The organism is Acinetobacter terrae, assembly GCF_002135195.1.
GTDB lineage: Bacteria > Pseudomonadota > Gammaproteobacteria > Pseudomonadales > Moraxellaceae > Acinetobacter > Acinetobacter terrae.
The window spans coordinates 222,844-235,563 of the sequence record NZ_NEGF01000003.1; the positions used below are offsets into that span (position 1 = coordinate 222,844).

At 39.1% G+C, this 12,720-nt stretch carries 14 protein-coding genes; 4 read left to right on the top strand and 10 right to left on the bottom strand.

Annotation, left to right across the window (positions count from 1 at the left end; genetic code table 11):
• Window positions 1-78: 78 nt before the first annotated feature.
• A complete protein-coding gene (locus tag B9T23_RS05245; RefSeq protein ID WP_086193298.1) occupies window positions 79-1,317 on the bottom strand; it encodes an acyl-CoA dehydrogenase family protein in 1,239 nt (412 codons plus the stop codon).
• 94 nt (window positions 1,318-1,411) lie between these two features.
• Between B9T23_RS05245 and B9T23_RS05250 the strand changes: the two genes are divergently transcribed.
• Complete coding sequence (locus B9T23_RS05250) at window positions 1,412-2,341, top strand: LysR family transcriptional regulator (protein ID WP_086193299.1); 930 nt, start codon at window positions 1,412-1,414, stop codon at window positions 2,339-2,341.
• Window positions 2,342-2,700: 359 nt separating this feature from the next.
• Window positions 2,701-3,255, top strand: a complete 555-nt coding sequence (locus tag B9T23_RS05255) for a thermonuclease family protein (RefSeq protein ID WP_086193300.1) — start codon at window positions 2,701-2,703, stop codon at window positions 3,253-3,255.
• Window positions 3,256-3,293: 38 nt separating this feature from the next.
• Here B9T23_RS05255 and pdxR read toward each other — a convergent pair whose 3' ends face one another.
• From pdxR to B9T23_RS05290, 7 genes are all read right to left on the bottom strand, one after another.
• Window positions 3,294-4,754, bottom strand: a complete 1,461-nt coding sequence (pdxR, locus tag B9T23_RS05260) for a MocR-like pyridoxine biosynthesis transcription factor PdxR (RefSeq protein ID WP_086193301.1) — start codon at window positions 4,752-4,754, stop codon at window positions 3,294-3,296.
• A gap of 107 nt (window positions 4,755-4,861) precedes the next feature.
• Complete coding sequence (locus B9T23_RS16765; RefSeq protein WP_165493776.1) at window positions 4,862-5,026, bottom strand: hypothetical protein; 165 nt, start codon at window positions 5,024-5,026, stop codon at window positions 4,862-4,864.
• Complete coding sequence (locus tag B9T23_RS05265) at window positions 5,019-5,831, bottom strand: hypothetical protein (RefSeq protein ID WP_086193302.1); 813 nt, start codon at window positions 5,829-5,831, stop codon at window positions 5,019-5,021. The genes B9T23_RS16765 and B9T23_RS05265 overlap by 8 nt, the downstream gene beginning before the upstream one ends.
• Window positions 5,832-5,967: 136 nt before the next feature.
• A complete protein-coding gene (locus tag B9T23_RS05270; RefSeq protein WP_086193303.1) occupies window positions 5,968-6,078 on the bottom strand; it encodes a DUF2474 domain-containing protein in 111 nt (36 codons plus the stop codon).
• 9 nt (window positions 6,079-6,087) lie between these two features.
• A complete protein-coding gene (gene cydB, locus B9T23_RS05275) occupies window positions 6,088-7,092 on the bottom strand; it encodes a cytochrome d ubiquinol oxidase subunit II (RefSeq protein ID WP_086193304.1) in 1,005 nt (334 codons plus the stop codon).
• A complete protein-coding gene (locus tag B9T23_RS05280) occupies window positions 7,089-8,528 on the bottom strand; it encodes a cytochrome ubiquinol oxidase subunit I (protein WP_086193305.1) in 1,440 nt (479 codons plus the stop codon). The genes cydB and B9T23_RS05280 overlap by 4 nt, the downstream gene beginning before the upstream one ends.
• A 265-nt stretch (window positions 8,529-8,793) precedes the next feature.
• Window positions 8,794-9,228 (bottom strand): DUF2946 domain-containing protein, encoded by a 435-nt coding sequence (locus B9T23_RS05290; protein WP_086193306.1) that lies wholly within the window; start codon window positions 9,226-9,228, stop codon window positions 8,794-8,796.
• Window positions 9,229-9,483: 255 nt separating this feature from the next.
• On the opposite strand from B9T23_RS05290, the gene B9T23_RS05295 reads away from it, so the two are divergent.
• Window positions 9,484-9,924: a MarR family winged helix-turn-helix transcriptional regulator gene (locus B9T23_RS05295; protein WP_086193307.1), complete on the top strand. Its 441-nt coding sequence runs from the start codon at window positions 9,484-9,486 to the stop codon at window positions 9,922-9,924.
• Complete coding sequence (locus B9T23_RS05300) at window positions 9,921-11,126, top strand: MFS transporter (RefSeq protein WP_086193308.1); 1,206 nt, start codon at window positions 9,921-9,923, stop codon at window positions 11,124-11,126. Before B9T23_RS05295 ends, B9T23_RS05300 begins: the two co-directional genes overlap by 4 nt.
• Window positions 11,127-11,245: 119 nt before the next feature.
• Here the strand turns inward: B9T23_RS05300 and B9T23_RS05305 are convergent, their stop codons facing one another.
• Both B9T23_RS05305 and B9T23_RS05310 read right to left on the bottom strand, forming a co-directional pair.
• Window positions 11,246-11,848 (bottom strand): nitroreductase family protein, encoded by a 603-nt coding sequence (locus tag B9T23_RS05305; RefSeq protein WP_086193309.1) that lies wholly within the window; start codon window positions 11,846-11,848, stop codon window positions 11,246-11,248.
• Window positions 11,849-12,129: 281 nt separating this feature from the next.
• Window positions 12,130-12,621 carry a hypothetical protein gene (locus tag B9T23_RS05310; RefSeq protein ID WP_086193310.1) on the bottom strand — a complete coding sequence of 164 codons (492 nt, stop codon included), beginning with the start codon at window positions 12,619-12,621 and terminating at the stop codon, window positions 12,130-12,132.
• Between the last annotated feature and the right edge of the window lie 99 nt (window positions 12,622-12,720).

The following is a 12,720-nucleotide window of genomic DNA, read 5'->3' on the forward strand; positions in this document are numbered from 1 at the left end:
TTATACCTTTTTCATTTTCCATTGATAGGAAAATTTGTACAAAGTTGTAAGAAGTCTCATCTACAATATTTTTAGATATTACTTGCGACGTGAACCGTAGCCACGTTTTGCCAGTTCAAGCTTGGCAATCATGCCTTTATGCACTTCATCGGGACCGTCGGCCAAACGTAGGCTACGTGCTTGAGCAAAGAAACCTGTCAGTGGTGTATCACGCGAAACCCCTGCACCGCCGTGAATCTGGATTGCCATATCGACTACTTTTTCCAGCACACTTGGCGCAACTACTTTAATCGCAGAGATTTCAGTTAAAGCAGCCATATTGCCTAAAGTATCCATTTTATACGCGGCATACAAAGTTAAAAGTCGAGCTTGATCAATGGCAACTCGGGCTTCAGCAACACGTTCCAGGTTACCGCCCAATTTTAAAATTTCTTTACCAAAAGCAGTTCGGCTCATGCCGCGGTCAATCATCAGTTCAAGTGATTTTTCTGCCGCGCCAATACAACGCATGCAATGATGAATACGACCTGGTCCTAAACGACCTTGGGCAATTTCAAAACCTTGCCCCGCACCACCAATAAAGTTGGCAACCGGAACACGGACATTATTGAAGCTGATTTCGCCGTGACCATGTGGTGCATCATAATCACCAAATACAGGCAGCATCCGTTCTATTTTCACACCCGCAGTTTCTACAGGCACTAAAACCATGGAATGTTGATGATGACGGTCTTTGCTTTCATCTGGTGTGTGTGCCATAAAGATGATGATTTTTGCGTTAGGATCGCCTAAACCTGACGACCACCATTTACGACCATTTAAAACAATTTCATCACCTTCAATGACCGCCGTCGCCTGCATATTGGTTGCATCACTAGAAGCGACATCTGGTTCAGTCATACAAAACACTGACCGGATTTTGCCTTCGAGTAAGGGCGTTAACCACTGTTGTTTTTGGGCATCAGAACCATAACGCCACAACACTTCCATGTTGCCACTGTCAGGTGCATTACAGTTAAATATGGTAGGTGCAATTAAACTGCGCCCTGTCAGTTCAGCAATGTGGGCATATTCTTGAACTGAAAGCCCTTGGCCTAAAACAGGATCAGGCAGGAACATGTTCCAAAGCCTAGCTGCTTTGGCTTTATTTTTAAGAACTTCGATTTGCGCTGGCCACTGCCATTTGGTCCAGTCACCCCCTTGATTCAACGAATGAACTTCATTCCAAAATTCAGTTTCAATCGGTTCAATTTCATTTTTTATAAAAGTTTTGGTTCGTTCTACAAAATCTTGTGCATGTGTTGATAATTCAAACATGGCAACTTCCTTCTAAATATTGTCATTACTGCTCTTTACAACACCTTAGCTTGAAAACTACTATGAACAAAATGATTTAATTCAATACCACACTATGAACAGTATTCATAATAAAAGTCCGATGGGTAGTACCGTTGATCTGGCAATTTTCCACCGTATCGATATTAATTTATATCCACTTTTTATTGCGATTTATGAGCAAAGAAGTATTTCCAAATCTGCGCAGATTTTATGTATTAGCCAATCTGCGGCCAGTCATGCCTTGCAACGGCTAAGACAACATTTGCAGGATGATTTATTTGTCCGTGCAGGCAATCAAATGCTTCCTACACCATTTGCTGAACAAATTTATCCTGTGATTAAAAATGCCTTGATTGCCATTCAAAGTATTTCAATACAAAAACAAAATTTTGACCCGAGCATGGTACAGACCTTAAAAATTGCAGTGCATGATGAAATCGAACCGATTATTTTCCCTAAACTGGTAGAACATTTTCATCAACTCAATTTAGCGATTCAATTCTCCAGTATTAAGCTAGACCGTAAAAATGTCCTTACCGATCTAGCCACTCAGCAAGTAGATTTTGTGATTGATTTAGAACAAAACTTTGGGGAAAAAATTCAATTTGAAAAACTGGTGCAGGACCAGTTTGTGGTGTGTACTCAGCAGCAAAGCATGACTGAAGATATTTATCTGGCCTCACCGCATATTGGAGTTTCATCACGACGTACTGGGGTTTTGGTTGAAGATATTTATTTGAACCGAAAACAGCTTTCTCGTCAGATTTTTTTACGTTGTCAGCATTATTCCACCGCCCTGCAGATTTTAAGCCAGCAGCCTCAAGCCATTCTCACCATTCCTAAAAATATATTGGTTCATTTACAACTGGCAGAGGGTCTGAATATTTTTAATGTCCCTGTACAACTTCCAAATATTGATTTGGGGATGTATTGGCACAGGGATTTGGAATTAAATTCACGGCATAGTTTTTTGCGAAGCGAAATTTCCAAAATTTTTACTTAGGCTATTTTATAATAATGATATTAATCTGCTTAGGCTATTTAGGTATAAAATCAACTCATGTTATTTTTAAAAATGGGTTTTTTATAGCTAATTTTTTGCATGAAAAGACATAGAATTCACTTAGGCTATTTATAGCTATTTTAGCATCTCATATAGATCTGCGTTATTTGTTATTTAGATATAATCTTTTGCTGAATAAATAGACGAAATACTGAGTTGGTGAAGGTTTCAGCACTATTTGCCTATTTATTCATCACTTAATTTTTGCCATTTGAATTACACTAAAACCTCATATTTCTCTTTTTTATTGCTGAATTTGGACTGAAGTTTTCAAGCCAATTTCAACAAAGATTTCTTCTATGTTGGCAAATCTCTCCCCTGTTTGGCTCATTATTTTGGGCATGCTGTTGTGCATTGTTTTATTTTTTATTTTTCGAAAAATCACTCAATTTTTTACCCAATTATTGAGACCCTTTAAAAAGGGAAAAAGCTATTATTGCCGCGTCACAGCCATTAGTGATGGTGATACTCTCACCTGCCATCGCTTAAACTTACGACGTTCAGAAACCAAATTACGTTTTGCCTATGTCGATGCGCCAGAATCAAATCAGGAATATGGTAAAGAATCGGCACGTTTGATTAAAAGTATGGTGCACCAAAAATGGGTACGGATAAAAATTACCGATGTTGATCGATATGGGCGCTGTGTCGGGGTCATTTACCGCTATCGTAAAAGCATGAATGAAGAGATGGTCAGACGTGGTGCGGCTTGGGTCTATGAAGAATACATCAAAGATAAAAAACATCTACAATATATGATGTCACTTCAAGACAAAGCCAAAAAACAGAAAAAAGGTTTATGGAAAAGCTCCCGCCCTGTACGTCCGAGTGTTTATCGTAAACAGAATAAATAACAGAATTAAATTTTTATTATAAAAAATATTAGATTGCTTTATATCAGGCGCGCCAATTCATTGTGTATGAATTGGCGTAATTGTTTCATACACAGTTTAATTTCAGTATCGTTAAGTGAACTAAACCCGAGTACAAAACCATATTCACGATCATATTCATAAAACTGGCTTAGACGAGTAATTTTAATATTATTTAGCTCTGCACCATTTACCAAAGCTTGTTCAAGTGCATTTGGAATCTCTGATTTAAAATAACATGCCACCTGCATACTTGGATGATGCTGTTTCATAAAACAAAATTCAGATAAATAATACTCAAAACAACTCATAAACGTTTGATAACGTTTTAAATAGAGCTGCTGCATCTGTCTTAAATATTCAGCGTAGTATCCGCGTTGCATAAAATTTCCAAGTAAAACCTGAAAATATTGAGACGGCGCACTGCCATCGATATAATTGCGATAGCGCTTAAAAGGCTCGATTAACGCCTTAGGCAAAATCAAATAAGATAGTCTTAAACTCGGTAAAATGTACTTGCTGAAAGAACCCAGATAAATCGTTCTTTGGTAAGGGTCTAAACCTAAAATGGCCGTGTTTTGAGTTTTGTTCAGTACCAATGCATCGTAGTCATCTTCAAGAATATAACTATTATTTTTTTCTGCGTATTCAATAATTTGTTCTTTGCGTGTTGCACTCATTGGAATGCCGCTGGGATACTGATTAGCCGGAGTCACGTAAATTGCTTTTGTATCCTGAATATCGGCAAAATCCTGTATTTTTAAACCTTCATGATCTAAACCAATACATTTTAAATCCAGATTCATATGCTTAAAAAGTTGATAGGCATTCGAATAATATGGATTTTCCATAATGATTTTATCATTCGGATTAAATAATACCCGTCCACAAAGATATAAAGCTTGCTGTGTGCTATTCACAATAAGTACTTGCTCTGCAGATATTTGAGTATTTCGATTTAAATTAATGTGTTGGGCAATTTGCTGACACAATAGATCATCACCAGCAGCATTATCTTTTAAGAAGATATTTAAACCATACTGACTCAGCGCATTTTTTTCAGTTTCGTACCATTTTTTAAACGGGAAATTACGTATTTCAGGCATGCCATCGGCAAAAAAATTCAGATTTTGATCAAAAAAAAGATTTTCTAACTGCTCGGTATTTTCTGGAAGTCGGTATTCAACAGCTTCAGAGGGTTGAGATTCTGCTTTTACCTGTGCCCTAATAAAAGTGCCTTTACCTTTAATCCGTTGCAACAATCCTTCTTGTTCTAATTGGGCATATACTTTTTCTACAGTGTCACGAGATACCCCTAAGTGTTCGGATAAAAACCGTGTGGATGGACATTTAAAATCGGACTGCAAATTTAATTGTGGCAAGGTTTCTTTAATCGCTAAATATATTTTAGTTCTTAATTTATTTTCATTGGTCTGTGCCAGATTTTGGCTTAATAATTGGATAAATTCATTTTGTTTCATTTCACAACCTGTACACATCCAACTTATATTTATTTCATAACAATCAACAATGCCTTATCGAAACAAGGCATCATCTTCAGAAGACATTAATCCTGCGAGCGAATTATCTATTGAGCTTGTACCTTTGCTGCTTCAGCCAGTTTCTTCTGATGTGAAGGCATATACTCTGGCTCATTGGTCACTGCCAAGAAGAACAACCCAAGGAACAGGCAGCCTAACAGCAGGCTAATTCCCACCACTAAATATGGGAAAGGCTTTTTAGGTTCATTCATTAGCATACCTCAATTTCGATTCAAGATTGTTTTTAAAGATAGTTTCGGTAAATTCACCAAAGACAGATAATTTTTCAAAAAGATGTTCGCTATACATTAAATCGTCTATCAAATGCGCTGCATCATTCAATTTCATATGAAACTGGCGGCTGACTAAAGGTGCATTTTCCTGTGTGATGCTTTGACAGACTTGTGCTAATTCAGGGGTCTTTCTTTTCCAGAATAGTTTTTTAAAATCAATTTCTGGCAAATTAAACTGTTTTTGATCCAGTAAAATTTCATCTATCTGGACTTGGAATAAACTTGCCAATTGTTGTTTGGTAGCTGGATTCAGCCCACTTTGCCCGATCATCGTCATATGCTGACAAGCAGGATCAAGCAAGGCTTTGGCTAAAGCATATATTCTAAATTCAGCGTCATTAAATTCTGTTGGAACCAAGTCCAGACATAGATTCATTTCAGTAATGGATTGCTGATTTTTCAGTTCTAATGCATCGAGATGTAAATAATGCGCATAGACCTGTTCAACAATATTTTGTCGTGGTGCGATATAAATCGTATTTTGATTCAAGACCGCATAAATAAAAGGCGTAAATAAATAACTTAGGCTATTTTCTAAAGTCGAGCTTTGAATGATGTAATCATGAGATGATTGCTGCGCAGATCGAACTGCTAGGCTTTGCTGAAGAATGACATCAAATTCGTCGAGGGATTCAATTCCCAGTCGTTGCAAAATTTTTGTAGAATCAATTTGAGTAAAATCAAAAAAATCTAAAATAAATTGGAAGCTTAGGCTTCGCAGCATGATCGCCTCGGACTATAAGCGCTATAAAGTGAATAAACATAATATAGAACTTAAACCGCGCTGAAGTGGTCTGCTCGACAAAAACAAAGTGGTCTGTTTTTAGCAGACCACTTTTAAAGTAACTTGAGTTGCCTATTTAGATATAGGCCAACTGAATTAAGAGCCGAAATGCCCCAGCCACCAGTGCTAAAGCAAAGAATCCACCTAGCCACAAAACAATAAACCACTGGGTTTGTGAGAGTTTCATATCTACTCCTTAATGATAGCCTTTATCACCAACTCGTACTTTATCGCGGAATACCCAATAGGACAAACCTGTATAAATCAGAATAATTGGAATCAAAAGCAGTGCACCAATTAAGGTAAATAACTGACTACTTTGCGGTGCGGCTGCATCCCAGATGGTGACGGATGGCGGAATAATATAAGGCCATAAACTGATGAGAAAACCGGTATAAGCCAAAAATACCAAGGCCAATGTGTAGATAAACGGACTGAGTTCTTTGCGCTGTTTACAGGCGCGTAAAGCCAGAAAGGTAAACACCAAAACCAGAATTGGGACAGGACTGAAATAAGTGAGTTGCGGTTGACTGAACCATCGTTCTGCAATTGCCGGATGTGCCAAAGGCGTATAAATACTGACGCAGCCAAAAATAATGAATAAGGCAATAATCATCTTCGGCATAAGCTGATACATTCTATTTTGCAAGTCAGCATCAGTTTTAAAGATCAGCCATCCACAGCCCAAAGTGGCATAAAGCACTACGACGCCTATACCCGTAAAAATTGAAAATGGCGTTAACCAATCCAAACCTCCACCGGTGTATATTCCATTGGTGGTTTTAATCCCTTGGATATACGCACCCAGAATAATGCCCTGTAAAAATCCGGTTAAAATGGAGCCGCCAATAAAGGCCATGTCCCAAAGATGCCGGTTACGTCTGGATTTAAAACGGAATTCGAAAGCCACGCCGCGGAAAATAAGTGCCACCACCATCAGAATGATAGGTAGATATAGTGCAGAAAGTACCGTCGAATAAACCAAGGGAAATGCAGCAAATAATCCTGCCCCGCCCAATACCATCCAGGTTTCATTGCCATCCCATACTGGGGCGACGGTATTCATCATCACATCACGTTCTTGTTGCGCCTTAAAGAAGGGAAACAAGATGCCGATACCTAAGTCAAAACCGTCCAGTACCACATAAATCAGTACGCCAACAGCAATAATTACAATCCAGATAAAAGATAAATCAATCATTTGTCATTCTCCTGGTGATTGTCGATAGGCGGATCATCCAGCTCTTCATCGGTACTGCCCAATGGACGATGCGAAGCTTGAATGACCTTTTCTTCACTATGCGGTACTGAATGAACGAATTCCGGGCCTTTATGCATGATTCGCAACATGTAATAAATGCCAATGCCAAAGACCACGCAATACACCACTACAAAAATAATCAGGGTTAATCCGACTTGTTCTGCTGAAACCGGTGATAACGCATCTTTAGTCCGCATCACCCCATAGACTACCCAAGGCTGACGCCCGACTTCCGTGGTAAACCAGCCAGCCAACATTGCGATAAAGCCGGAGGGTCCCATCAATAAAGCAAAACGGTGAAACCATGGACTTTCATAGAAGCGGCCAGTTTTCCTGAGCCATAAACCTACTAGTGCTAATAACAGCATCAACACGCCCAGTCCGACCATGATCCGGAAGCTCCAAAACACGATGGTCGAATTTGGCCGATCTTCAGGGGCAAACTCTTTCAGGCCCTGAACTTTCCCATCAATGGAGTGGGTTAAAATCAGGCTTCCCACGTTTGGAATACCAATTGCATATTTGGTTTCTTCTGCCTGCATATCTGGAATACCAAATAAATACAAAGGCATGCCTTCATTGTGATTGGTTTCCCAGTGCCCTTCTATCGCGGCGATTTTTGCGGGTTGATACTTTAAGGTATTGATACCATGCAGGTCTCCAATCAGAACCTGTAAGGGGGTAAGTGCCAAAATCATCCATAAGGCCATAGAAAACGACGTTTTTACCAACGCATCACGGCGACCTTGGATTAAATGCCATGCTGCCGTTGCTGCAACCAGCAAGGCCGACACCAAGAATGCAGCCATTGCCATATGTGCCAAGCGATACGGGAAAGAAGGATTAAAAACAATGGCAAGCCAGTCCTGCGGAACGATAATGCCATTTTCAATGCTGAAACCTTGCGGGGTCTGCATCCAGCTGTTGGACGATAAAATCCAGAACATGGAAATACAGGTTCCAACTGCAACCATGACGGTGGCAAAGAAATGTGCCCGAGGGCCAACACGCCCCCAGCCAAACAGCATAATGCCTAGAAATCCGGCTTCCAAGAAGAAGGCACTCAGCACTTCATAAGCCAAAAGTGGTCCGGTTACACTGCCTGAAACACGGGAAAACTCACTCCAGTTGGTTCCGAACTGGTAACTCATGACCACGCCAGAAACCACGCCCATACCAAAGGCAATGGCAAATATTTTGACCCAAAACTTGAACAGGTCTTGATACACAGGATTTTTAGTTCTGAGCCAGCGCCACTCTAAAACGGCAAGGAAACTCGCAAGACCAATGGAAATGGCAGGGAAAATAATATGAAATGATACTGTGAATGCAAATTGAATTCGTGCCAGTTCAAGTGCAGTTAAACCTAGATTCATAACATCACCTTTTTTAATTCGTTAATGTGGTGATTGAGCACGAGATACACAGTCGCGCTATTTTTTTGTTTTGACCTGTTTCAGCATACGCCCGAATCTTAAACAAAGTATGTTGATTTATTATTTCAATCCACTTTGGATGAGCTACAATTTTGGCAAAGGCTGTCTGTTTCCTCAGATCTTGAGGAAGAAAATGAATATTCATACATATAATCTCTATAAAAAGTTTTGTTCATCCCATGGCTAAAAGCTGGAATCCAAAGTTTTATAGAGATAAAGGCGGGGCTCGACCCTGCGGCATTAAAAATAGCCGTTGCAGCTCGAAATAAACGTGTTTAAAGCGCTGTAAAAATGCAAAGAACCGCATCTGTATTCGATCTACCACTGCTTTAATAGCAAAATCAGGTGGCAGAACCTGATCACCATAAACCGTACAATATTGACATTGATGATGATGTACATCGTGTACATGGTCGTGATGATAAGAAAAATAAGGATGCAAAAAATCCAGATGATGTTCTGATGCATGAACTGCATGAGAAGAATCGACATAAGGAGATGAGGGCGTAATTAAATGATGGGTCATGGACAGACAGACCGGAGCAATCTGATATTTTTCTGGTAGCATTGGCTGTAGATATACCGCAATCTGTAAAAGCACTGTTGCAAAAGCAAGTAGCAGCCCACTACGTAGAAGCAAAATTTAATCTCACACTTATAGCTTGGCGATTTATTAGCAAGCGTTTGAACGTATTGCTTTAAATTCCAAGCACTTCAATACACTCTCCCCTTTACTCACTACAGTTTATAAAGAAGCATTTTAAAAGTGGTCTGAAGTCATTTATGTGATGGGTCTTTTTTTGCCTATAAATCCTGCTTTCAGCTTGCTGAATACTTGAACAACCGTTTAAAGAGGCGTAAAGTTTAATTAATTTAGTTACCCTAGCTAACTATTATGCCAGACCCACTTAAATTTCGTGCTTCATTATTACGCTGCGCGCGTTTAATGAGTGATGAAATCAATACCATTTTATTGCAACATCAATTGAACTATTCCTTGTGGCAAGTGCTGTATGTGATTCAATTAAAACAAGGCTGTACCTCTATCGACATTGCGGAATATCTCAATGTGTCCAAGCCCTCCATTGCAAAACGTATTCATGCACTGATGCAACTGGAAGTTCTTGAACAAGTGGATACTGAAGATAAACGGCAAAAGAAACTGATCCTGAGTGCAAAAGGTATAGAACTTTTTCAAATATGCTCTGAAAAAATGGATGTGTTTGAACAACAACTGCTCTTACCACTGGATCAAGATGCGCAAAATTGCACATTGGACACCCTTCATAGACTTATGGAACATCTGCAAGACCTTAAAACAGGTATCCCGTCATGAATGAAAATGCACCCTTATGGACAAGAAATTTTATTCTTGTCAGCTCGATTAACTTTCAGCTGGTCCTGACCTTTTATCTTCTTGTGGTGGTGATTGTCGGTTATGCCGTAGCCGAACTCGGTGCAACCACGGCGCAAGCAGGTCTAGTCTCGGGTTTGTTTATTGTCGGTACGCTGATTGGCCGTTTGTTTGTCGGTAAATTTCTGGAACGTTTTGGACGTAAAACCACACTCATTGTCGGTTTAACAGGCTTCCTGATCTTTTCCGGCTTCTACTTTATGAAGTTCGATGTCGGCATGCTGTTACTTGTGCGATTTATGCATGGTTTTATGATGGGTATGGCATCCACTGTTTTAGGCACCATTATTGCGCAAATATTGCCGCCGACTCGTCGCGGTGAAGGTATTGGTTACTACAGCATGAGCAGTACTTTGGGAACGGCGATTGGCCCTTTCCTCGCCATCTGGATGATGCTGCACATTGGTTATAATGCCATTTTTATTGTTTCAAGCATTATCGCGGTGAGCTGTCTTGTGGTTGCGCTGCTGATTCAAGTGCCTAATCTTCCGCAACAAAACAACCCATTTGATCTTTCTGTACCCGTTGAAAAACCCAGTTGGATTTCCCAATTTGTGGAACATAAAGCACTGCCGATTTCCTTTATTATGTTATTGGCATCCATTTGCTATTCAGGCGTGTTGTCCTTCATCAACTTTTATGCCAAAGAAATTGATCTGGTCGAAACCGCATCCTTTTTCTTTTTGATGTATGCCATTGCCATCTTGATATCGCGTCCATTTACCGGCCCACTGATGGATCGTAAAGGCGAAAATATCATTATGTATCCTGCTTTTATCATTATGGCGATTGCCTTGGTTTTATTAAGCCAGGTACAAAGTTCATTTATGCTTTTGCTTTGCGCAGGCTTACTGGGTTTCGGTTATGGCAATATTCAGTCTGTTTGCCAAACTGTTGCGGTAAAAAGTGCCAGCATCGAACGTATGGGATTTGCGACTTCAACCTTCTTTATTTTTCTGGATGCAGGTTTAGGCTTTGGTCCTTATTTCATTGGTCAGGCATTGAATTATATCGACTATTCACAACTGTATTTTTACAGTGCAATATGTGTTTTAGTCTGTATCGTCATCTACTACCTATTGCATGGTCGTAAGGCAAGCAAACGCCAACACGCCACTACTTAAAAAACAAGCATCCAAAAAATAGCGCTGATAAAAAGTCCCCTTTTATAAAAGCAGATTCAAAAAAAAAGAGAGGTCTTTAAGACCTCTCTTTTTTATTTTTTTTCTTGTAAAATCAACAATTATTTAAAGACTTTAAAACGAACTGCATCATCCATATAAGCTTTGTCTTTGGCTTCACCTTCTACTGAACCAAACACGAGCTGGGCACGCAGTTTCCAGCTTGCAGGAATATTCCATTCAGCATGCACTTGTTCATCCACAATCGGGTTGTAATGCTGCAGTGATGCACCTAAACCATCGGTATGTAACGCAGTCCAAGTCGCGAATTGTGCAATCGCTGTTGAATGTTCTGCCCAAACCGGGAAGTTATCGGCATAAGATGGGAACTGCTCTTGCAGGCCTTTAATCACATCCATATCTTCAAAAAATAGAACCGTACCGAGACCGGCAGCAAAGCTATCCATTTTGGCACTGGTTTTTTCAGCAGCATCTTCATCTTTCGCATAAGACTTGAGTTTTTCTTTCACAAAGCCCCAAAATTTTTCGTGCTCATCATTAAATAAAATCACGGCACGTGAGGATTGCGAGTTAAAAGATGATGGACTTTGCTTAATTGCATGTTGAATCAATTCAGTTAAGTATTCTGGGCTTTGCTCTACATTTTTACCCACTGTATAAATGGTACGGCGTTTATTAATTAAATCTAAAAACTGATTCGACATTGAATGAAATCCTTTGATATTTCCTCGGGAAGATTTGCAACAACCTGCCTACACTGTTAAGAAAATGTGAAATATCAGCTTTCATAACAATGCAGATGCAAATTTGTTGCTGACCTACCATATGCAATAATAATTCCAATATCTAGTACATTTTATTGATAATTAAATCTTTAATTTTTTATATAGAATCTTGCATACAATTCAGACAGGTCTTTCATAAACTACACAGCTATAAAAAATCCCCCAATATTTGGAGGATTGTTATTACATTTTATAGTGTTTTAGAATTTAGCATTCAAAACACTTTGCGATACTTTATTCTTCCAGATCTCACGTAAGGTTGGCAAATAGAATTTTTCACCAATTTCAACCAATTCAGCATCAATCAACGCATGAATTTCATGCATAAACAAATAATCCAATTCAACTGTTTTCAAGGTCTTATTGGTTTTAGCAAACTCTTTACGCTTTTGTTGCGCAGCTTTGACCAATTGATCTGCATAGTTCTTATTTTTAAATTGGCTAATCGCATTTAAACGTAATTCAATTACGCCCCAACCACTTAACAATAATTTGAACAACTCAAAATCTTTTGTGGTCGATTCCCAGGTCATTTCATCCAAATTTTCGTCGTTAGGAAGCACCGGAAGAAGCAGTTCCATCACACTCGGAAAAATCTTTTTAAAATTCAAAATAAATTTAACAGGATGCTCACCCGGATAATCCTTAAATTGCACCTTTTTCTGAACATCTGTTAAATAAACATCAAGCATAATCAATCATCAGCAGTTAATTTCTAGGTATATATTGTACGCATATATGCCTCAGATAAAAACCACTGATGATCAATAGATCAGTGTTCAAGCCTTTAG